The sequence below is a fragment of the Citrobacter enshiensis genome (genome assembly GCF_029338175.1).
GTDB lineage: Bacteria > Pseudomonadota > Gammaproteobacteria > Enterobacterales > Enterobacteriaceae > Citrobacter_D > Citrobacter_D enshiensis.
On sequence record NZ_CP119862.1, the window covers coordinates 4529162 to 4550453 of the forward strand.

Genomic DNA, 21292 nt, shown 5'->3' on the forward strand with positions numbered 1-21292 from the left:
CGCGCTAAACTCCAGAACAGAGGGGCTTGCGCCCCTCTTTAGGTCTTTACGTCAGATTAGCGATGTATTACCACCAGATTTCCATCTGGGCACCGAAGGACCACTCATCGTTGTCGCCACGGCTGTAGGTTGTGGTGCTGGTGTCGCTGAATGCAACGCCGTTGTCATAGCCCCATTTCTCATCCCACTTCGCGTAGGTTGCGAAGAGACGGATTGCCGGACGAGACCAAATACTGTCGCCAGCCTGCCACTGTTGCGCCAGGGTGATTTTGAACTGGTCGTTGGTATCGTCGGTTTTCTGAGATTTGACGTTGTCGTAGCCCACTTCCATCAGGGTGCTCATGATCGGCGTCCATTTGTACATCGGACGAATACCCACGGTGTACCAGGTGGTACCGTTGTTATCATCACGATCGATATCCTGATACATACCGACGTACATCAGGTCCCAGCTGTCACCCAGAGAGATGGCGCCGTGGTCAAGGATACGAACCAGGCTACCGTTGTTGTTGATGTCGTTGTTAACGAAACCATCGTTGTTGCCATTTGGGAAGGTATTGCCAGTGAAGGAACCTTGTGGAATGCCTTTACCCTGGGTGGTCATTGCGTCAGTCGCGTACTGAACCACAAACTTGTTGTAGCCTTTCAGCATGCTCTGGGTATGTTCAGCAGTAAACATCCAGCCGTCTTTGGAGGCGCCGTCAGCAAAGCTGAAGCCGTCGGTCTTATTAGCGCGGCCGTAGTCAACGCCCAGTTCCAGCACACCGTCCGGGTTAATTTCCATTTGCGCTAAACGAACGTCGAAGACGTCGTTTGCCGTGTCTTTGAAGTCACGATAGATATCGTTGCTGGAGAAAATGTAAGAACCGCCCGCTTCCTGGGAACGGGTCGCCGCCAGGGAGAGTTTACCGAAGCCCAGATCGATGTTTTCGATACCTGCACCAGGACCAGAGATATCCCAGTAGTAGAAGTCGATCATATGAACGTCGTGACGTTGATAGAAGCGCTTACCAGCCCAAATGGTCGAACCCGGCAGCCAGTCGATCAGGTTTTTACCCTGCACGTTCGCCTCACGGAATGCCGGATCAGTGGCTTCCCAGTCGTTCTGCTGTGCTACGGAGTAGGCGACGTTAGTGTCGAAGTAGAAGCTCTTATCGCCTTCTTTCCACACTTCCTGACCCAATTTCAATTCCGCATAGGTTTCACATTCGTTACCGAGACGGTATTTACTTTGAGCACCGGTTGCCTGGAAACATTGTTGTTCGCCGCCACTACCCGTCCAGCCAATGCCGGAACGAGCATAACCATGGAAATCCACGGCCATTGCCTGAGCAGACATAACGCCTGCTGCAACTGCAACTGCCAGAGGGAGTTTGCGCAGAGTAATCATCATTCTATCTCCTGAGATCATTGCTTTTCTTTTTTACACATCGTCTTTTGCAGACTTCGCGTATTTAATGGGAATGCTTAAACGCCCGGCTCTTGATGCAACCGACGACATGCAGTGCCATCCTCACGGAACAAATGGCAACGCTCTGGCGGCAGGCCGATAGCGAATGTGGCACCCTCTTCTACCAACACCACGTCATTCTGGCGGTACACCAGGTTTTGACGGATGGCGGGGATCTGGATATGAATTTGCGTTTCGTGACCAAGTTGTTCGACGACCTGAACCTCGCCTTCCAGGGTGACATCGGCGATATCACTGGGCAGCAGATGCTCCGGACGAATACCTAAAGACATATTTGCGCCGACCTGAACATCGCGGCTTTCAACCGGCAACCAGACGTGTTGGTGATTCGGCAACTCCACCTGAACCTGATCGATCGCCGTCGCGGTGACTTTCACCGGCAGGAAGTTCATCTTCGGAGAACCGATAAAGCCCGCCACGAAGCGGTCTGCCGGATAGTGGTATAACTCCAGCGGTTTACCGACCTGCGCGACGCGACCGGCGTCCAGCACGACAATCTTGTCGGCCAACGTCATCGCCTCGACCTGATCGTGGGTGACGTAAATCATCGTGCGACCCAGGCGTTTATGCAGACGGGAGATTTCGATACGCATCTGCACGCGCAGTGCGGCATCGAGGTTGGAAAGGGGTTCATCGAGCAGGAACACGCGCGGTTCAGCTACCAGAGTACGGCCAATCGCCACACGCTGACGTTGTCCGCCAGAGAGTGCTTTCGGTTTGCGTTCCAGCAGGTGCGCCAGCTGCAGCACTTCCGCCACCTGATTGACGCGTTGGTTCATCACCTCTTTTTTGGCGCCCGCCAGCCTGAGTCCAAACGACATATTTTCGGCAACAGAAAGGTGGGGATAGAGCGCATAAGACTGGAATACCATGCCGACGCCACGCTCGGCGGGCGGGATGTCGTTCATCCGGGTTTCACCGATGTACAGGTCCCCGCTGGTGATGGTCTCAAGCCCGGCGATCATACGCAGCAATGTCGATTTACCGCAGCCTGACGGTCCCACAAACACCACGAATTCCCCTTCGTGAATGTCGAGATTGATATCTTTCGATACCACCACGTCACCCCAGGCTTTCGTTACATTTCGCATCTGTACGCTCGCCATGCCCTTCTCCCTTCGTTACAACCTGTCATCGACAGCAACATTCATCATGTCCCGACTATGCGTTATCGATTGGCCGCGTGAATCCTCCACCCCCCGGCTTTTTTATGGGGGAGGAGGCGGGAGGATGAGAAAGCAGGCTCTGAGACCCGGGCTGCACACTGCAGGGGAATTTCGTGACGTAGCCTGCAAAAAGCAGTGTGTTTTTATGTGCGCCAACACGCATTACTCACATTTATGCAACACAAGTCACATAAAGCAGGGGTGGGGCGTAGTGACAAGGAGGATGGAAAGAGGTTGCCGTATAAAGAAACTAAGAACCGTCAAGCCACCTCTGAGTATCCACGAGCACTTCACCAAAAAGGATGGGGAATATGAAAATCAAGACTGGCGCACGCATCCTCGCATTGTCCGCACTGACGACGATGATGTTTTCCGCCTCGGCTCTCGCCAAGATTGAAGAAGGTAAGCTGGTTATCTGGATTAACGGCGACAAAGGCTACAACGGCCTCGCTGAAGTGGGTAAAAAATTCGAGAAAGACACCGGTATCAAGGTGACCATTGAGCACCCGGATAAGCTGGAAGAAAAATTCCCGCAGGTTGCCGCAACCGGTGACGGTCCGGACATTATCTTCTGGGCACATGACCGTTTCGGCGGCTACGCGCAGTCTGGCCTGCTGGCAGAAATTACCCCGGACAAAGCGTTCCAGGACAAACTCTATCCGTTCACCTGGGATGCCGTACGTTACAACGGCAAACTGATCGCCTACCCCATCGCGGTTGAAGCGCTGTCTCTGATTTACAACAAAGACCTCGTTCCAAACCCTCCGAAAACCTGGGAAGAGATCCCTGCCCTGGATAAAGAGCTGAAGGCGAAAGGTAAGAGCGCCCTGATGTTCAACCTGCAAGAACCGTACTTCACGTGGCCACTGATTGCCGCCGACGGCGGTTATGCGTTTAAGTTTGAAAACGGCAAATACGACGTGAAAGACGTGGGTGTCGATAGTGCGGGCGCGAAAGCGGGCCTGACGTTCCTGGTTGATCTGATCAAGAACAAACACATGAACGCAGACACCGATTACTCCATCGCTGAAGCGGCCTTTAACAAAGGCGACACCGCGATGACCATCAACGGTCCGTGGGCGTGGTCGAACATCGACAAGAGCAAAGTGAACTACGGCGTCACACTGCTGCCGTCCTTCAAAGGCAAACCGTCTAAACCGTTCGTTGGGGTTCTGAGCGCCGGTATCAACGCCGCCAGCCCGAACAAAGAACTGGCGAAAGAGTTCCTCGAAAACTACCTGCTGACCGATCAGGGTCTGGATGTGGTGAACAAGGACAAACCGCTAGGCGCCGTTGCGCTGAAATCCTTCCAGGATCAGTTAGCAAAAGACCCGCGTATCGCTGCCACCATGGATAACGCCCAGAAAGGCGAAATCATGCCGAACATTCCGCAGATGGCCGCTTTCTGGTACGCGGTTCGTACAGCTGTCATTAACGCCGCCAGCGGCCGTCAGACTGTTGACGCTGCGCTGAAAGACGCGCAGGGCCGTATCACCAAGTAATGCTGTCGATGCGCCTGATGGCGCTGCGCTTATCAGGCCTACAGAAGATCGTAGGCCGGATAAGGCATTTATGCCGCCATCCGGCGCATTTGCCACAAGATTTCAATGCTGTAGAGGAAGATCCCCATGGATGTCATTAAAAAGAAACATTGGTGGCAAAGCGACACACTGAAATGGTCAGTGATTGGTCTGCTGGGCTTGCTGGTGGGTTACCTTGTCGTTTTAATGTATGCACAAGGGGAATATCTGTTCGCCATCATGACGCTGATTTTAAGCTCAGCTGGCCTGTATATTTTCGCCAATCGTAAGGCTTACGCCTGGCGCTATGTTTATCCGGGTATGGCCGGTATGGGGCTGTTTGTTCTGTTCCCGCTGATTTGTACTATCGCCATCGCATTTACTAACTACAGTAGCACCAACCAGCTTTCCTTCGAACGCGTCCAGCAAGTCCTGATGGACCGTTCTTATCAGGCGGGAAAAACCTACAATTTTGGTCTGTATCCGGCGGGTGACGAGTGGCAACTGGCCCTCACCGACGGTGAAAGCGGTAAAAATTATCTCTCCGACGCCTTTAAATTTGGCGGCGAGCAAAAACTGCAACTGAAAGAGACCGACGCCCTGCCAGCCGGTGAGCGCGCGAATCTGCGTGTGATCACCCAGAACCGCCAGGCGCTGACCCAGTTAACCGCCATCCTGCCGGATGAAAGCAAAGTTATTATGAGCTCACTGCGTCAGTTCTCCGGCACACGACCGCTCTACTCGCTGGCTGACGACGGTACGCTAACGAACAACCAAAGCGGCGTGAAATACCGTGCGAATAACGACATTGGTTACTACCAGTCCGTCAACGCCGAGGGAAACTGGGATACTCAGAAACTGAGCCCGGGCTATACCGTGACCATTGGCTGGAAGAACTTCACCCGCGTCTTTACCGATGAAGGGATCCAGAAACCGTTCTTCGCTATCTTCGTCTGGACGGTGGTGTTCTCCGTTCTCACCGTGCTTCTGACCGTGGCGGTGGGCATGGTGCTGGCGTGCCTGGTACAGTGGGAAGCGCTGAAAGGCAAAGCGATTTACCGCGTGCTGCTGATTCTGCCTTACGCCGTTCCGTCGTTTATCTCGATTCTGATTTTCAAAGGTTTGTTCAACCAGAGCTTTGGTGAAATCAACATGATGCTGAGCACGCTGTTTGGCATAAAACCGGCCTGGTTCAGTGACCCGACCACCGCCCGTTCGATGATTATCATCGTCAACACCTGGCTCGGTTATCCGTACATGATGATCCTGTGCATGGGCCTGTTGAAAGCGATTCCGGACGACCTGTATGAAGCCTCGGCAATGGATGGTGCAACCCCGTTCCAGAACTTCTTTAGAATTACGCTGCCGCTGCTGATTAAGCCGCTGACGCCGCTGATGATCGCCAGCTTCGCCTTTAACTTTAACAACTTCGTACTGATTCAACTGTTGACCAACGGCGGTCCGGACCGACTCGGTACGACCACGCCAGCCGGGTATACCGACCTGCTTGTCAGCTACACCTACCGCATCGCCTTCGAAGGCGGCGGCGGCCAGGACTTTGGTCTGGCGGCGGCGATTGCCACGCTGATCTTCCTGCTGGTCGGTGCGCTGGCGATTGTGAACCTGAAAGCCACGCGTATGAAGTTTGATTAAGCCTGATTAACCAGGCGTTATTGGCGCAGCCAGTTTGGACACGGACTGCGCGGAAAAACCGGAGCGTACACGTAGTACGTGAGGATTTTGAGCACTGCCCGGGTTCAAAATGGCAAGCAAAATAGCCTGGAGCGATGCTAAGGAGTAATGAAAATTATGGCTATGGTACAACCGAAATCTCAGAAACTGCGCCTGTTTACCACGCATCTTCTGCTGCTGATCTTCATCGCGGCCATCATGTTCCCGCTGCTGATGGTTATCGCTATCTCACTGCGCGAAGGTAACTTCGCCACCGGGAGCCTGATCCCGGAAAACATCTCCTGGGAGCACTGGCGACTGGCGTTGGGTTTCAGCGTGGAACACGCTGATGGTCGCGTCACGCCGCCCCCCTTCCCGGTTTTGCTGTGGTTGTGGAACTCGGTGAAAATTGCGGGCATCACCGCGATTGGTATCGTCACGCTCTCCACGACCTGTGCTTACGCCTTTGCCCGTATGCGTTTCCCGGGCAAAGCGACCCTGCTGAAAGGGATGCTGATTTTCCAGATGTTCCCGGCGGTGCTGTCTCTGGTGGCGTTGTACGCGTTGTTTGACCGCCTAGGCCAGTACATTCCGTTTATCGGTCTGAATACCCACGGCGGGGTGATCTTCGCCTATCTGGGCGGCATTGCGCTGCACGTGTGGACCATTAAGGGCTATTTCGAAACCATCGACAGTTCGCTGGAAGAAGCGGCAGCGCTGGATGGTGCAACCCCGTGGCAGGCCTTCCGCCTGGTGCTGTTGCCACTCTCCGTACCGATTCTGGCCGTGGTGTTTATTCTGTCGTTTATCGCCGCCATCACCGAAGTGCCGGTCGCCTCTCTGCTGCTGCGAGATGTGAATAGCTACACCCTGGCCGTCGGTATGCAGCAATATCTCAACCCACAAAACTATCTGTGGGGCGACTTTGCCGCCGCCGCCGTACTGTCTGCTATTCCAATCACCCTCGTGTTCCTGCTGGCGCAGCGCTGGCTGGTTAACGGCCTGACGGCAGGCGGTGTGAAAGGCTAAGTTTCATCGAAGTACCTGTGTTAGACCCGCCCGGCAACGGGCAATGCCACTGCTACCCTCAACTTACGTTATCCCAACTTGTGACTGTGATTTGGCGCTCTACGGAGCGCCCTTTTTTTTATTCCCGTTTTAGCCGTTTTGAATTACACAGCCACAGGGTGATCACCAGCAGCAGGATCGCCGCCGAGTAGATCAATACATCCATGGGAGATTTATGATCGACGATGATCAACCGCACAATGGCCGTGATCCCGATATAGACAAAGTAACGCAGCGGAAAGTGAAAGCCTGACTGAAAATACTTCACAATCAGCGCGATAAACTCAAAATAGAGGAAATAGACCACCAGCCCTTCCACCAGCTGATACTTGCTGGTTTGCTCAGGCGCGAACAGCGCATCCGCCAGATGTAGGGTCTCTTTGCCAAGAAAGACGACCAGGATCAGGCCCAGGCTCAACAGTCCAAGGTTCAGCACGGTCTGGAGGATCGTGGAGATAAACTCAACACGCGGACGAGATAGCGACGTCATAACAGCACCTCTTTCTCAGTAGCGAGGTTCCTGTATAACGCAGAAATGTGACAGAGATCTACATTTTTTGTTTATATTTTGTTCAGGCAGAGTCAACAGGCGATCATCATTGCTTCAACTGATTTCAACGGAAAATGAAAAATGCAGTTAAAACAGTCCACCGTCCATAACGTTAGCTGCGGCGAAAATGTGGTGATCTATGAGCCCGCCAACCTCTATGACTGCACGCTCGGCGACAACGTCTTTGTCGGGCCTTTCGTTGAGATACAGGCCAACACGCAGATTGGCGCCGACACCAAAATCCAGTCGCACACCTTTATCTGCGAATATGTCACTGTCGGAAGCCGGTGCTTTATCGGGCACGGCGTGATGTTCGCCAACGATATGTTTCGGGAAGGAAAACCCAATGCCGACCGTAGCAGCTGGGGGCGAATTACCCTTGGCAATGAGGTTTCCATCGGCAGCGGTGCGACGATTCTGGCCGTCAGCATCTGCGATGGTGCCGTGATTGGCGCAGGCAGCGTGGTGACAAAATCAATTACCGAGAAAGGAGTCTACGCGGGAAATCCGGCCAGGCTCTTGCGCAGACTGTAGGCCTGATAAGACGCATCAGTGTCGCCATCAGGCACCGCGCAAATGCCTGATAGCCGCGTAAAAGCCTTATCCGGCAAAACCCCATCAACGGAAGTTGACGCTGCGATCGCTGGTCATATTGTACAGCTGGAACTTGCGACCCAGTTGCTGGCCGCCATCACGCGTCAACGGCGTCCAGCCGATCGCCGCGCGGCTACGGGTCGGGCCGGAAGAGAACAGATCCAGCGGAACGGAGATATAGACGCCTTTGGTGAAGTCCCCTTCCCCATACTCATCCGGCGAGACATCAGTGATGGTCGCGTAACCGCCCACCACCACACCGCTGTCAAAGCGTTTGGCAATTTCCAGCGTGCCGCCTTTATCTCCCGCCAGATACTGACCGACGCTCGCCTTCACCAGCACATCCTGGGCAAACGACGGCGTCCAGTACGCCGTTAAATGCCCGGTCTTCACGCTGTAGTCGGTAAACTTCATCATGTCCTGTGCGCTGCGCCAGTCACGCTGTTTCACATAGTTAGCATCCAGACCAAACGCCCAGTTGCTGTCTACCGGACGATAGAGCACTTCTGCCCCGGCACCGCCGAACATGGTCTCCAGATAACCGCCGTAGACCTGCCCATAGAAACCCTTCCCCAGATACTGGAAGTAGTTGGCCTGGAGATTATTGACGTAAATGTCATTCTCGACGTATTCACGCACGTGGGTACGCACGCGCGGCAGCTGCGAGTCATTCGGTGGATTGGTGTAATTGAACTTGTCGTAGTTGTTGGCGATATTCGCGAACAGACTGCCGGTGGTAAGCAGATGATCCGTCAGCCACAGATCCGCCGTTCCCATCACGCCTAGCTGATACATATAGAAGTTTTCCGGGCCGCCAATGGATTGGTTCAACACCGGATCGATGTGGAAATCAAAGCGCGATTTATCGATATACCAACCCTGTTCAGTGGCTTCCGGCACCACCGGCTCCACGCGTTTTTGCGCCAGTGGGGTTTCATGACCCAGAGGTTCGCCTTCCAGGTGACGCTTCAGGCTGGAAACCTCGGTTTCGGTCGTCACCTGCGGCATATTGAGCCGATTTTCCGTCACCCGGATCGTGCGGATCCCTTCCGGCAGATCGTTCATGATGATCCGGTTAGCGCGTTCGATCCCTTCGCGGGAGTCGCGGTATTTCACCTGCTCGCCGGTGACGTACAGCGTGTCGCCTTTCACCTGAATGTTCGGATCCGTCAGCCCGGCATTGTATTTCAGCAATGTCAGCTGATTCGCCACCACCGAATGCTGGAGGATGGGGTCCTGCGGCTCTGGCTGGTATTTCGGCCGGGCGTTATCGTTATAAGTGGGTCGCAGATCGTTAAAGTTGGTGCGCAACGTGACGCCAAACATGAAGGTGTTGCCGCGCTCATAGCTGAGGTTAACGTCGGCCCAATCGGTAACGCGATAAATGGCGCCGACGTTAAACTTGCTTTTCTGTTCCAGCTTACCGGCAAAATCCTGTTGATAGTTATTGCCTTCGTATTCCAGTTTCAGGCGCAGCGGCTGCCAGGGGGTCTGGTATTCCACGCCGCCAAACAGCGATGCCGGGCCGTGGAACATCTCGCTGCCATCGACAGAACCCGCCTGTTTGTAGCTGTTATCGCGATCGCAATATTTGTCGCTGACGGAACAAAATGGGTTGCTCACATTGCCGCTGGTGCCCAGGTAGCCCCAGCCAAGACCCAGCGAGAAATCAAACGGTCCCCAGGCTTTGTTGGCGACAATGTATTCCGCATCAAACAGGCCGGTACCGCCAATATCGCGTGCGCCGACCGCCACCTGCGGCATCCAGTAGCTCTCTTCCCACAAACGCAATTTCACGTCGAAGGCTTTATCTTTATAGGTCTGATCGCCGGAAAACGACGCCACGCTGCTGTACTGTTTGGTGCGAACATCGGTGTAGCGCAGCGTGGTTTCCAGCCATGGGAAAAGCTGCACGGAGGCGGAGTAGTAGCGGTACTGATCGTTATCACGGTAGTTCAGGCTCATCTCACCTTCCCGCGCCATGCGCGCCGTGGGCGTTTGTAGTAACCCCACGCCGCCAAAATCAGACTGTGACGGCCCAATGGGGGCGGGAAACGTTTCACCGTGACACGCCGCGCTGACGCCCAGCGCCAGTATGCTGAGCAGATATGTTTTTTTCATGATTCGGGTATCCGCTGCGTCAGGGTATGAAGAATGTCGGCATTAAGCGCATCGGGGGTGCTACTCCAGACGGAATCGGAAAGACCGACAAAAATAATGCTGCCGGGCATCGGCTCAACGTGGCGTTTATTCCAGTACGCCACCGGCACTTTTTGTGTGCGCCCGTCGGGATAAACGACCCATGCATAGCTGCGATCCGCTCCAGCAATCAGGCTTTGTCCTTCGAGGTAGCTCACAACATCGCGACCGGGGGTAAACGGCTGACTGCCCGGTCGGCTCACCAGACCGAACAGCGTGACGTTCGTTGGCTGCGGCCCCACCCACAGGGTGTAATTTCCCTGAAGCGGCGGATTACTCCGCTCACCGACGCGTACGATGTCCGGATCGAGGGGGATAAATTGCCTGCCGGTCACCTTCAGTGCCTGAATTTGCTGACAAAGCACACGGATTGCCGCTGCATCACCGCCGTTATCATCTCTCCCATACGCTGCCAGACGCGCTAACAGCGCCTGCTGCTCACGTTGCGCCGCAGCAGTCGCCTGTTCTTCGCTGATGACCGCAGCAGGCCACCAGCTGTTCACCAGTCTGGGCTGCCCTACCAGGTCAATCAGATGTTCCGCACCGGTCAGCGTTTTCGGCTCTGTCGTGCCTGTGGTGAAAACCTTAACGGTGCCCGCAGCAAAGACAGATGACGCGCTCAGACTGAGGATCAGCGCCGCAATAGACTGTTTCATCATGGTTTCGCCGCCTTAATGAGCGTGGTTTTCACCGGGAAGAAATTTGCCCCCAGATACTGCTCTGACTGGCGAATGTGTCCTTCGTTGTCAATCCAGTAGCGGTTATGCCAGCGTGTTTGGCTGGTCGTGACGTCCTCATCCAGCACACGCACCGGCGTCGCTTCACTGCCAAGTGTGAGGGTGTCGGTGCCAGCCCATGTGAAGACCGAACGGGCGGTGGCGTAGCGCACCTGCTTATACTCGGTCCAGCCCATCGTGCGGGTCCACGTTGCGCCATCCCTAATCTGCGAAGGTTTTGCCAGCGGATCAGCGGACAGGTTATTCACGTCAATGAGGTTGTCGCCGCCGAGCTGTGTTTTCACCAAACGGCCATGCTGGGTCACGAGGGTGGCCTGGTCCTGCGTCACCCATTTCTGCTGCCCGTTCTCTGCGAAAGCGAGCACCACAAACAGCTGAGGCCCGCCGTTAAGCTGCATATACTGGCTGGCGTAGGGCATGTTATGAATATCATCGTCCGTCAGTTGCACGCCCGGTGTGCCAAACAGACTTTCCCACAATGAATTACCCAGCCCTTTGGTGGTGGCTGAACATGCCTGTAGCAGCAGGCAAATGACGATGAGTACAGGTCGCTTCACGACTCTTCTCCAGAGGGGCAAAATAACCACACCGAAGTGTGGTTAGAATTAAACGTACCGGTATTACTGGGTACGGGTGGTCGTGGTAGTGGTAGTGGTGGTCCCGGTATTAGAACCATCACCACCGCCGGTCGCCGCCAGTGCGACGCCCACCGCAGAACTTACGGTGCTTACGCTGGTGGCGGAGGAACTTCCCGCCGATACCGACGTTGCTGCCACACCTGCCGCTTCTCCCACCTGAACGGGAGCTGCCCAGGCGGAGGCTGCCGTAAGCGCAGAGATGGCAAAAATGCCATACAGAACTTTTTTCATAGCTATTTCCCTTCATTGAATGAATGGAGATTTACCCAAAATAATTTCAGGCGGGATCGAGTATACACAATTAAGACAAGCCAACTGACGTGAGGGGAAATAGCAAAGCCGTTTTAGGATGATTAGACTTTTAGAATAAAAACAATTTAAGTTTAAATTAAAAACAACATTAAAATCATGTAATTATAATTTTTATAGTGTTATTTATTATCCGTATTATCTGAAAATGACACAGAGTGATTTGCAGGTTATTGGTTATTTTAGGATTAAGCTCAATATAGGAATGAGCACTAAAACACAGACAACAGGAATTATCCGATAAAAAAATGCCGGCATTTCGCCGGCATTCATTACGTAATATTAATTACCCACGCCATTGCTTATAACGGTTAATCAGACCGTTCGTCGAACAGTCATGGCTGTCGATTTCTTTATCATCATTCAGCTCCGGCAGAATACGGTTTGCCAGCTGTTTGCCCAGCTCTACGCCCCACTGGTCGAAGGTGAAGATGTTCAGAATTGCGCCCTGAGTAAAGATCTTGTGCTCATACAGCGCAATCAGCGCACCCAGGCTGAACGGTGTAATTTCACGCAGCAGGATAGAGTTGGTCGGGCGGTTGCCTTCAAACACTTTGAACGGCACGACATGATCCAGCGTGGCCGGATCTTTACCCTGGTCACGGTATTCCTGCTCAACCACGTCGCGGGATTTACCAAACGCCAGTGCTTCAGTCTGCGCGAAGAAGTTAGACAGCAGCTTCTGATGATGGTCAGACAGCGCGTTGTGGGTCTGCGCTGGCGCGATGAAATCGCATGGGACCATTTTGGTGCCCTGGTGAATCAGCTGATAGAACGCGTGCTGACCGTTGGTGCCTGGTTCACCCCAGATGATTGGGCCCGTCTGGTAATCCACGGCGTTGCCGTTACGGTCAACGTATTTGCCGTTGGATTCCATGTTGCCCTGCTGGAAGTAGGCCGCGAAACGGTGCATATACTGGTCATACGGCAGAATGGCTTCGGTTTCTGCGCCGAAGAAGTTGTTGTACCAGATGCCAATCAGCGCCAGCAGCACCGGCAGGTTTTTCTCAGCCGGAGTGGTGGAGAAGTGCTTGTCCATCGCGTGCGCGCCGGAGAGCAGCTCAACGAAGTTGTCGTAACCTACGGACAGAATGATCGACAGACCAATCGCTGACCACAGGGAATAGCGGCCGCCCACCCAGTCCCAGAACTCGAACATGTTTGCCGTGTCGATACCGAACTCGCCCACCGCTTTGCCATTGGTAGAGAGCGCCGCGAAGTGTTTCGCCACGTGCTTGTTATCGCCCGCCGTTGCCAGGAACCAGTCGCGCGCACTGTGGGCGTTGGTCATGGTTTCTTGCGTGGTGAAGGTTTTAGACGCGACCAGGAACAGGGTAGTTTCCGGGTTTACTTTCTTCAGCACTTCGGCGATGTGGGTGCCATCGACGTTGGAGACAAAGTGCATGTTCAGATGGTTTTTGTACGGACGCAGCGCTTCGGTCACCATGAATGGGCCGAGGTCAGAACCGCCGATACCGATGTTCACGACGTCGGTGATCGCTTTACCGGTGTAACCTTTCCAGTTACCGGAGATGATCGCTTCAGAGAAGGTTTTCATCTTCTCCAGCACCGCGTTGACTTCCGGCATCACATCTTTGCCGTCAACGATAATCGGGGTATTGCTACGGTTACGCAGTGCAACATGCAGCACCGCACGATCTTCGGTGCGGTTGATCTTCTCACCGGAGAACATCGACTTGATGGCACCCGCCAGGTCAGTCTCTTTGGCCAGCGCCTGTAACTTGCTCAGCGTCTCTTCGGTGATGCGGTTTTTGGAGAAATCCACCAGCATCAGATCGTCGAACGTTGCAGAAAATTTAGAGAAGCGATCGCTATCTTTCGCGAACAGCTCCGCGATCGTAACGTCTTTCATCTCTTCAAAGTGTTTTTGTAGTGCCTGCCAGGCTGAGGTCTGCGTTGGATTGATGTTTTTCATTAGCAATACTCTTCTGATTTTGAGAATTGTGACTGAGATCGATTGTAACGCCAGTCACAGAAAAGTGTGATTGTTTTAGTGCCGTAACCCAGGCATGTGTCAAACGCGGATGAAAAGCAGCAAAAATTCGAGTTGCAGGAAAACGGCACGCAAAAGAATCCCGAAGCGCCTGGTCAGATAAGTGATTCGGGCGTGCGGGCGTAGTCAACGCACAGGCGACTCGAAGTACGACGAGTATAGCTGTTATAAGCACCATTACTCAGAGCCTGGGCAGCATGAAAAATCCGCATAATCCCGTCGTTGACAGTGTCCTCCACACCTTTTATTTATAAATACGGTATTTGCGCCTGCACCGGTTTTTGTTTCGCCCTTGTGCCATGGTCGCTCTTTTCATTCCCTGACACGAGGTTGTAATGACAAATATTGTTGTCTCCAAGTTTGGTGGTACAAGCGTAGCCGATTTTGATGCCATGAACCGCAGCGCCGACGTGGTGCTTTCCGATACCAGCGTCCGTTTAGTGGTCCTTTCCGCCTCTGCCGGGATTACCAACCTGCTGGTTGCACTGGCTGAAGGTCTGGAGCCAACGGAGCGTTTTGAGAAACTCGACGCCATCCGCAAAATTCAGTTCGATATTCTGGAACGTTTACGTTATCCCAACGTGATCCGCGAAGAGATCGAACGTCTGCTGGAAAACATCACCACGCTGGCAGAAGCCGCGTCGCTGGCGACCTCAACGGCACTCACTGACGAACTGGTCAGCCACGGTGAACTGATGTCCACCCTGCTGTTTGTGGAGATTCTGCGCGAGCGCAATGTCCAGGCACAGTGGTTTGACGTGCGTAAAGTGATGCGCACCAACGATCGTTTTGGTCGTGCGGAGCCGGATATCGCGGCGCTGTCCGAACTGGCCGCGCAACAGCTGGCTCCACGACTGAATGAAGGATTAGTGATTACCCAGGGCTTTATCGGCAGCGAAAGCAAGGGCCGCACGACGACACTGGGCCGTGGCGGCAGCGATTACACCGCCGCGCTGCTTGCAGAAGCGCTACACGCGACGCGCGTTGATATCTGGACGGACGTTCCGGGCATTTACACCACCGATCCGCGCGTCGTCCCTTCCGCGCAGCGCATTGATGAAATAGCCTTTGAAGAGGCGGCGGAAATGGCCACCTTCGGCGCGAAAGTGTTGCACCCGGCTACCCTGCTACCCGCCGTGCGCAGTGATATTCCGGTCTTTGTCGGCTCGAGCAAAGATCCAAAAGCAGGCGGTACGCTGGTGTGCAACCAGACGCAAAATCCGCCGCTGTTCCGCGCGCTGGCACTGCGTCGTAAACAAACCCTGTTAACGCTGCATAGCCTGAATATGCTGCACTCCCGTGGCTTCCTCGCAGAAGTCTTCGGCATTCTGGCGCGCCACAATATCTCGGTCGATCTGATAACCACCTCTGAAGTGAGCGTGGCATTGACGCTGGACACCACCGGTTCCACCTCAACAGGCGATACGCTGCTGACACAGTCGCTGCTGATGGAGCTCTCAGCGCTTTGTCGGGTAGAGGTCGAGGAAGGTCTCGCGCTGGTGGCGCTGATTGGCAACGATCTGTCAAAAGCCTGCGGTGTAGGTAAAGAGGTCTTCGGCGTACTGGAGCCGTTCAACATCCGTATGATTTGCTATGGCGCCTCCAGCCATAACCTGTGCTTCCTGGTGCCTGGCACCGAAGCCGAGCAAGTGGTGCAGAAACTGCATCATAATTTGTTTGAATAAAATTCGAACACACGATAAATAATAACAATAGCCGGGCTCGAACCCGGCTTTTTTATAACAAGCAAACACAACATTATCGCAAGGAATATAACATGCTCGCTGTACTGACCCGGCTGTTCCCGTTATGGGCGCTGCTACTCTCTGTTATTGCCTACAACACGCCAACCACCTTTACCGCCATCGGCCCGTGGGTCGCCACGCTGCTGATGCTGATTATGTTCGGTATGGGCGTGCACCTGAAAATTGACGATTTCAAACGCGTGCTCTCGCGCCCCGCGCCGGTTGCGGCAGGGATATTCCTGCACTATCTGGTCATGCCGCTCGCCGCCTGGGTGCTGGCGCTGTTGTTTAAGATGCCGCCGGAACTCTCCGCCGGAATGGTGTTAGTCGGCAGTGTTGCCAGCGGCACGGCGTCCAATGTCATGATTTATCTTGCGAAAGGCGATGTTGCCCTGTCGGTGACTATCTCGTCCGTTTCCACGCTGGTCGGCGTCATTGCCACTCCACTACTGACGCGCCTGTATGTCGACGCGCATATTCAGGTGGATGTGATGGGCATGCTGCTCAGCATTCTGCAAATCGTGGTGATCCCGATTGGCCTCGGACTTATCGTGCACCATCTCTTCCCACGCGTCGTGAAAGCGGTGGAACCGTACCTGCCCGCCTTTTCGATGGCCTGCATTCTGGCGATCATCAGCGCAGTGGTTGCCGGTTCCGCATCGCATATTGCGTCGGTCGGTTTTGTGGTGATTATCGCCGTTATCCTGCATAACACCATCGGCCTGCTTGGCGGTTACTGGGGCGGGAAATTATTCGGATTTGACGAGTCCACCTGCCGTACGCTGGCCATTGAAGTCGGGATGCAAAACTCCGGCCTCGCGGCGGCGCTGGGCAAAATCTACTTCGGCCCGCTCGCTGCATTGCCTGGCGCGCTGTTCTCCGTCTGGCATAACCTTTCCGGCTCGCTGCTGGCAGGGTACTGGTCAGGAAAGCCGATTGATGAGAAGTCGCGTGACCAGGTAAAAGTGAATTAAAAAAGTGCCGGGTGGCCCGAGGTATGAACCGGAAACATGGGTAACACTTTAGACCGGATACATGGGTAACAGTTATAACTGGCATAGAAGAGGAGACTCCCTATGCCCTGGACTGAGACCCGACCTATGCAACGCCTTGATTTTATCCGTGCCTGCCATGCAGGTACGGACTCCTTTTCTGCCCTGTGTCGTCTCTTCGGCATCAGTCGCAAGACCCGGCTACAAATGGCTTGAAACGCTTCGACCCTTCCGATCTTTCGTCTCTTTCTGGACCGTTCACGTGCTTCCACTCTCTCATTCCCGGACAGTTCCGGACGATATCATCAGTCAACTGACCGCTCTGCGGCAAAAGCACCCTGACTGGGGTCCAAAAAAACTGCGGATGTGGTGCCTCAACCACCCGGTGGATTTTGCCGTACCGGCTGCCAGCACCATCGGCGACATTCTTAAACGGGAGGGACTGGTGCCGGATAAAAAACGAAAACGCAGAACACCGGGAAATCGCCAGCCGCTGACGACTATCAGTGCAAACAATCAGGTCTGGAGCGCTGATTTTAAAGGTTGCTTCAGACTGCTGAGCAGAGAGTACTGCCACCCTTTCACCCTGACAGACAATCACAGCCGGTATCTTCTGAGCTGCCGCGGAACATACCGTGAGAGCGAGCCCTTCGTCAGGCAGTGCCTGACGGATGCATTCCTGGAATACGGGCTCCCGGATGTGCTCAGAACGGACAACGGGCAGCCGTTCGCAGGAACAGGTATCGCCGGGTTAAGCAGCCTCGCGGTCTGGCTAATAAAGCTGGGCGTCAGACCGGAACGTATCCGGCTGGGACATCCGGAGGAAAATGGTCGTCATGAGCGAATGCACCGTTCTCTGAAGAGTGCGCTGAAGCTCGGAAACACCTTCATGACGATGGAAGAACAACAGCGATGGTTCAGTGACTACCGTGAAGAGTTTAACTATGAAAGGCCGCATGAAGCACTGGCCGGCGCAACGCCCGGAACGGTGTGGCGACCCTCGAGCCGACAGTGGGATGGCAGTGTTCCTGAATATGTTTATCCGGCAGAAGGTATGGTCTACAGGGTGAAATCGAGGGGAACACTTTATATGGGTAAAAAGGGGACTGTGTTCCTGAGTGAAGCGCTGACTGGCGAGTACATTATGCTGAAAGAACAAGATGATGACCTGGAGGCCATCATCTTTAATGGGATAACGCTTGCGTACTACGACCGAAAAACCCAGAGTGTGCTCCGGATAGACTAGAAAGTGTTACCTATGTTCCCGGTCTGATCTGTCACCTATGTCTTTAATGGGATAACGCTTGCGTACTACGACCGAAAAACCCAGAGTGTGCTCCGGATAGACTAGAAAGTGTTACCTATGTTCCCGGTCTGATCTGTCACCTATGTATCCGGTCATACACGAGCTTACCCGGCATGCCCTATCAGATTGCACCACATTACCGTACACTGGGTCATCTGGCTGACTGAGGGCACACCTATGGCACTCCCCCGCATTACCCAAAAAGAGATGACTGAACGCGAACAGCGTGAACTGAAAACGCTGCTGGACCGCGCCCGTATTGCACACGGTCGTCCGTTGACTAACGCGGAGACCAACAGCGTGAAAAAGGAATACATCGACAAACTGATGGCGCTGCGGGAAGCAGAAGCAAAAAAAGCCCGCCAGTTGAAGAAAAAGCAGGCTTATAAACCGGATGCCGAGGCATCTTTTTCCTGGTCGGCCAATACGCCAACGCGAGGTAAACGCTAACTAGCGCCCTTTCTTCTTACGTCCCGGCGCCGTAAAGCGCTTACCGTTTGACGCCGGGCGTGCTTTCTCGTTCGTTTTTTCCATCTTCACGACCGGGCGTTTGATGCCCGCCGTTTTCGGCTTCGCTTTCGCTTTTGGCTTCGCCTCGGAAGAGGATCCTTCGATAAGCTTGAAGAGGTCAATCAGCTCATCATCGGTTAAATCACGCCATTCACCCAGCGGAATACCGCTTAAGCTGACGTTCATGATCCGCGTACGCTCCAGCTTTTTGACTTCGTAGCCAAAGTGCTCGCACATACGGCGGATCTGGCGGTTCAGCCCCTGCACCAGCGTGATACGGAAGACAAACGGGGCTTCTTTTTTCACTTTGCACTTCTTGGTGACCGTGCCAAGAATCGGTACCCCTGCCGCCATCCCACTGACAAACTCATCCGTCACCGGTTTATCCACCGTGACCAGATACTCTTTTTCGTGATCGTTACCGGCGCGCAGGATTTTATTGACCAGATCGCCGTGGTTGGTGAGGAAGATCAGCCCCTGTGAGTCTTTGTCCAGACGACCAATCGGGAATACGCGTTTGCTATGGTTAACAAAGTCGACGATGTTGTCACGTTCGCCATCTTCCGTGGTGCTGACAATACCTACCGGTTTGTTCAGGGCGATAAGCACCAGATCTTCTGCTTCGCGCGGCTCAATCAACTGACCGTTAACTTTTACAACGTCGCCAGGGTTTACCTGATCGCCAATGGTGGCGCGTTTACCGTTCAGGAAAACGTTGCCTTGTTCGATATAACGATCGGCCTCGCGACGGGAGCAAATTCCACTTTCGCTGATGTATTTATTTAATCGGATGGATGAGTCGGGCAGCATAAATTCTCCTGTAAAAGCGAAATATACCTCACCTTGCGGGCGAGAAAAAATAATCGTGGCGCAACACATTGGCGATAAATGTGATCTACGGCGCTTTTCAGTCGTGGGGGTTATTCGTGAGTGAGTCGGAAACCTGACAGCGCGATGCGTATCAGGTTTCCGGTTTTATCAATAATCATCCCGCTCGTCGTCTTCATCCGCCTGCTCCAACACGTTATAGGCGACGGAACAGAACAGTGAATTGAGACGCTGCATATCCCCCAGCAGGCCCAGGTGCAGTGAGCTGGTTTCAATGCTTTGCACGTTCTGCTGATGCAGACGATCAACGTGAGCATGCGAGTAACGGCGATTGAGGATACGAAAACGATGTTTACTCCGGCGCAGACGACGCGCGGTTGTCACATCTCCTGAGAAGAAGACAGACATCGCCAGTCGCAGGTTATTGAGCAACTGGTCGTACAGTGCATCCAGTTCCTTCAGCCCTTCCACGGAGAAGGCCCGGCGCGCCGCCAGTGATTTGTCGGCAATCTCGCTCCCCATCCGTTCGACGATATCGGAGGCCTGCTCCAGGTTGAGTGACATTTCGATGATTTCAGCCCAGCGGCGTGACTCCTCTTCCGCCAGTTCCTCTTTTGGCATCCGCGCCAGGTAGAGCTTGATCGCGGTATACAGCACGTTGATATCATCCGCCATCTTGCGAAGCTCTTTCTCTTCGCGTGGCTCACCGTGCATCACGCGCTTAAGCCCTTCCATCATCTGCTCCATGGCATCGCCAATACGCAGCGCTTCACGCGCGGCATTGGCCAGTGCAAGGGTCGGGGTGTCCAGGGCGCTGACATCCAGATGTTTCGGTTTCAGGTGACCATCCAGTTCCGGTTCGTCGCGAATAATACGCTTACAAAATCGCGCCATCGACTCGGCAAAGGGCACCATGGCCAGACAACGCACCAGGTTGTAAAAGACGTGGAAGTAGATAACCAATTCAGATTTTGGCAGTGGCAGTTCATCCATCGCGTTCGCCAGCATGTGAACAAACGGCAGAATCAGCAGACTCCCCACCAGCTTGAACAACAAACTGCCGAGCGCCACACGACGCGCCGCCGCATTAGCCGCACTGTTGTTGAGCATCGCCAGCAGGCCGGAACCGAGGTTGGCGCCGATCACCAGACAGAGCGCCACCGGGAACGAAATAATCCCCGCCGCCGTCAGGGTTGCCGTCAGCAGCACAGCCGCCAGGCTGGAATAACTGATAATGGCGAACAGCGCGCCAATCAGCGCATCCAGCATGATATCGCCGGTTAACGAGGCGAAAATCACCTGCACCCCGTTGGCCTGCGTTATCGGCGTCACCGCCTGCACAATCAATTCCAGTGCCAGCAGAATCAGACCAAGGCCGATCCCTACCCTCCCCAGTTGCCCGACCCGGGACTGTTTACGCCCCAAAAAGAAGATCACGCCGATGAAAATCAGCAACGGCGACAGCCAGGACAAATCGAAGGTCAGGATACGCGCCATCAGCGCGGTCCCCACATCTGCGCCTAATACAATCACCAACGCGGGCGTTAGGGCGACAAGATCCTGGGCGACAAATGAGGTGACCAGCATGGTCGTGGCGTTACTGCTTTGTACCAGCGCAGTCACGCCAATGCCCGCGCAGAAGGCGAGCGGTTTCTTTTCAACGCTACGGCTGAGAACAGTACGCAGACGCGCGCCAAAAACACGCATCACGCCGGTACGCACAATGTGAGTGCCCCACACCAACAGAGCAACTGCAGAAAGTAGGTGCAACAGAGTTAACACGGAATCAGGTTCTCCTTATATTTATATGTTCCTGAGGTTCATGGCACCGGCATCATGCCTGATGGCGCTGCGCTTATCAGGCCTACAAATAACCCCGGTAGGCTGGATAAGGCGTTTACGCCGCCATCCGGCAAGCAACGCTCATGAACCTGCTTCCAGTATAAGGGTTTACCATCAATAAAGAGATAAGGC

At 54.2% G+C, this 21292-nt stretch carries 18 protein-coding genes and 2 pseudogenes; 10 read left to right on the forward strand and 10 right to left on the reverse strand.

All coding sequences use genetic code 11. The features are described from left to right. Nucleotides 1–67: 67 nt before the first annotated feature. Both P2W74_RS21565 and malK read right to left on the reverse strand, forming a co-directional pair. Complete coding sequence (locus P2W74_RS21565) at nucleotides 68–1393, reverse strand: maltoporin (protein WP_276293171.1); 1326 nt, start codon at nucleotides 1391–1393, stop codon at nucleotides 68–70. Between the two features lie 74 nt (nucleotides 1394–1467). Continuing rightward, a complete protein-coding gene (malK, locus tag P2W74_RS21570) occupies nucleotides 1468–2577 on the reverse strand; it encodes a maltose/maltodextrin ABC transporter ATP-binding protein MalK (protein WP_276293172.1) in 1110 nt (369 codons plus the stop codon). A gap of 371 nt (nucleotides 2578–2948) precedes the next feature. Between malK and malE the strand changes: the two genes are divergently transcribed. The 4 genes and pseudogenes from malE (at nucleotide 2949) to malG (ending at nucleotide 6857) form a co-directional block, all read left to right on the forward strand. Then, nucleotides 2949–4139, forward strand: coding sequence for a maltose/maltodextrin ABC transporter substrate-binding protein MalE (gene malE / locus P2W74_RS21575; protein WP_276293173.1), 1191 nt, complete (start codon nucleotides 2949–2951; stop codon nucleotides 4137–4139). A gap of 13 nt (nucleotides 4140–4152) precedes the next feature. Beyond that, nucleotides 4153–4311, forward strand: a pseudogene (locus P2W74_RS23730) (hypothetical protein); the annotation flags it as partial. Then, nucleotides 4266–5810, forward strand: coding sequence for a maltose ABC transporter permease MalF (malF, locus tag P2W74_RS21580; RefSeq protein WP_276293174.1), 1545 nt, complete (start codon nucleotides 4266–4268; stop codon nucleotides 5808–5810). The pseudogene P2W74_RS23730 and the gene malF, both read left to right, overlap by 46 nt. A gap of 156 nt (nucleotides 5811–5966) precedes the next feature. After that, nucleotides 5967–6857: a maltose ABC transporter permease MalG gene (gene malG, locus P2W74_RS21585; protein ID WP_276293175.1), complete on the forward strand. Its 891-nt coding sequence runs from the start codon at nucleotides 5967–5969 to the stop codon at nucleotides 6855–6857. A 118-nt stretch (nucleotides 6858–6975) separates the two neighbouring features. On the opposite strand, the gene psiE is transcribed toward malG, so the two are convergent. After that, nucleotides 6976–7386 (reverse strand): phosphate-starvation-inducible protein PsiE, encoded by a 411-nt coding sequence (gene psiE, locus P2W74_RS21590; RefSeq protein WP_276293176.1) that lies wholly within the window; start codon nucleotides 7384–7386, stop codon nucleotides 6976–6978. A gap of 141 nt (nucleotides 7387–7527) precedes the next feature. Here psiE and P2W74_RS21595 point away from each other — a divergent pair, with 141 nt between their 5' ends. Next, nucleotides 7528–7980, forward strand: a complete 453-nt coding sequence (locus tag P2W74_RS21595) for an acyltransferase (protein ID WP_276293177.1) — start codon at nucleotides 7528–7530, stop codon at nucleotides 7978–7980. Between the two features lie 84 nt (nucleotides 7981–8064). Here P2W74_RS21595 and P2W74_RS21600 read toward each other — a convergent pair whose 3' ends face one another. From P2W74_RS21600 to pgi, 5 genes are all read right to left on the reverse strand, one after another. Then, on the reverse strand, nucleotides 8065–10161 hold the full coding sequence (locus tag P2W74_RS21600) for a YjbH domain-containing protein (RefSeq protein ID WP_276293178.1): 2097 nt from the start codon (nucleotides 10159–10161) through the stop codon (nucleotides 8065–8067). Then, nucleotides 10158–10898, reverse strand: coding sequence for a capsule biosynthesis GfcC family protein (locus P2W74_RS21605; RefSeq protein WP_276293179.1), 741 nt, complete (start codon nucleotides 10896–10898; stop codon nucleotides 10158–10160). The genes P2W74_RS21600 and P2W74_RS21605 overlap by 4 nt, the downstream gene beginning before the upstream one ends. After that, nucleotides 10895–11533 (reverse strand): YjbF family lipoprotein, encoded by a 639-nt coding sequence (locus P2W74_RS21610; RefSeq protein WP_276293180.1) that lies wholly within the window; start codon nucleotides 11531–11533, stop codon nucleotides 10895–10897. Before P2W74_RS21610 ends, P2W74_RS21605 begins: the two co-directional genes overlap by 4 nt. A 63-nt stretch (nucleotides 11534–11596) precedes the next feature. After that, nucleotides 11597–11845, reverse strand: coding sequence for an exopolysaccharide production protein YjbE (yjbE, locus tag P2W74_RS21615; protein ID WP_276293181.1), 249 nt, complete (start codon nucleotides 11843–11845; stop codon nucleotides 11597–11599). Nucleotides 11846–12209: 364 nt separating this feature from the next. Beyond that, a complete protein-coding gene (gene pgi, locus P2W74_RS21620) occupies nucleotides 12210–13859 on the reverse strand; it encodes a glucose-6-phosphate isomerase (protein WP_276293182.1) in 1650 nt (549 codons plus the stop codon). A 413-nt stretch (nucleotides 13860–14272) separates the two neighbouring features. On the opposite strand from pgi, the gene lysC reads away from it, so the two are divergent. The 4 genes from lysC to P2W74_RS21640 all read left to right on the forward strand — a co-directional run bounded on the left by lysC (nucleotide 14273) and on the right by P2W74_RS21640 (nucleotide 18430). Further along, nucleotides 14273–15622, forward strand: a complete 1350-nt coding sequence (lysC, locus tag P2W74_RS21625; RefSeq protein WP_276293183.1) for a lysine-sensitive aspartokinase 3 — start codon at nucleotides 14273–14275, stop codon at nucleotides 15620–15622. 92 nt (nucleotides 15623–15714) lie between these two features. After that, complete coding sequence (gene panS, locus P2W74_RS21630) at nucleotides 15715–16656, forward strand: ketopantoate/pantoate/pantothenate transporter PanS (protein WP_276293184.1); 942 nt, start codon at nucleotides 15715–15717, stop codon at nucleotides 16654–16656. A gap of 280 nt (nucleotides 16657–16936) precedes the next feature. Then, on the forward strand, nucleotides 16937–17920 hold the full coding sequence (locus P2W74_RS21635) for an integrase core domain-containing protein (protein WP_276293185.1): 984 nt from the start codon (nucleotides 16937–16939) through the stop codon (nucleotides 17918–17920). Nucleotides 17921–18157: 237 nt separating this feature from the next. Then, the gene (locus P2W74_RS21640) at nucleotides 18158–18430 is read left to right on the forward strand and encodes a YjbD family protein (protein WP_192613803.1); all 273 of its coding nucleotides are present in this window, start codon (nucleotides 18158–18160) and stop codon (nucleotides 18428–18430) included. Here the strand turns inward: P2W74_RS21640 and rluF are convergent, their stop codons facing one another. Both rluF and P2W74_RS21650 read right to left on the reverse strand, forming a co-directional pair. Next, entirely contained in the window at nucleotides 18431–19300 is an 870-nt protein-coding gene (gene rluF / locus P2W74_RS21645) for a 23S rRNA pseudouridine(2604) synthase RluF (RefSeq protein ID WP_203359318.1), read from the reverse strand. It lies immediately after the preceding gene. Between the two features lie 168 nt (nucleotides 19301–19468). Continuing rightward, nucleotides 19469–21100: a Na/Pi cotransporter family protein gene (locus P2W74_RS21650; RefSeq protein ID WP_203359319.1), complete on the reverse strand. Its 1632-nt coding sequence runs from the start codon at nucleotides 21098–21100 to the stop codon at nucleotides 19469–19471. 51 nt (nucleotides 21101–21151) lie between these two features. Here P2W74_RS21650 and P2W74_RS23735 point away from each other — a divergent pair. Next, nucleotides 21152–21247, forward strand: a pseudogene (locus P2W74_RS23735) (hypothetical protein); the annotation flags it as partial. Nucleotides 21248–21292: the final 45 nt, after the last annotated feature.

Coding starts and splice junctions, on each gene's coding strand:
- P2W74_RS21595 (WP_276293177.1), top strand. CDS start 7,528: ATGCAGTTAAAACAGTCCACCGTCCATAACGTTAGCTGCGGCGAAAAT.
- lysC (WP_276293183.1), top strand. CDS start 14,273: ATGACAAATATTGTTGTCTCCAAGTTTGGTGGTACAAGCGTAGCCGAT.
- P2W74_RS21565 (WP_276293171.1), bottom strand. CDS start 1,393: ATGATGATTACTCTGCGCAAACTCCCTCTGGCAGTTGCAGTTGCAGCA.
- malF (WP_276293174.1), top strand. CDS start 4,266: ATGGATGTCATTAAAAAGAAACATTGGTGGCAAAGCGACACACTGAAA.
- psiE (WP_276293176.1), bottom strand. CDS start 7,386: ATGACGTCGCTATCTCGTCCGCGTGTTGAGTTTATCTCCACGATCCTC.
- panS (WP_276293184.1), top strand. CDS start 15,715: ATGCTCGCTGTACTGACCCGGCTGTTCCCGTTATGGGCGCTGCTACTC.
- rluF (WP_203359318.1), bottom strand. CDS start 19,300: ATGCTGCCCGACTCATCCATCCGATTAAATAAATACATCAGCGAAAGT.
- malE (WP_276293173.1), top strand. CDS start 2,949: ATGAAAATCAAGACTGGCGCACGCATCCTCGCATTGTCCGCACTGACG.
- P2W74_RS21605 (WP_276293179.1), bottom strand. CDS start 10,898: ATGATGAAACAGTCTATTGCGGCGCTGATCCTCAGTCTGAGCGCGTCA.
- P2W74_RS21640 (WP_192613803.1), top strand. CDS start 18,158: ATGGCACTCCCCCGCATTACCCAAAAAGAGATGACTGAACGCGAACAG.
- yjbE (WP_276293181.1), bottom strand. CDS start 11,845: ATGAAAAAAGTTCTGTATGGCATTTTTGCCATCTCTGCGCTTACGGCA.
- malK (WP_276293172.1), bottom strand. CDS start 2,577: ATGGCGAGCGTACAGATGCGAAATGTAACGAAAGCCTGGGGTGACGTG.
- P2W74_RS21600 (WP_276293178.1), bottom strand. CDS start 10,161: ATGAAAAAAACATATCTGCTCAGCATACTGGCGCTGGGCGTCAGCGCG.
- malG (WP_276293175.1), top strand. CDS start 5,967: ATGGCTATGGTACAACCGAAATCTCAGAAACTGCGCCTGTTTACCACG.
- pgi (WP_276293182.1), bottom strand. CDS start 13,859: ATGAAAAACATCAATCCAACGCAGACCTCAGCCTGGCAGGCACTACAA.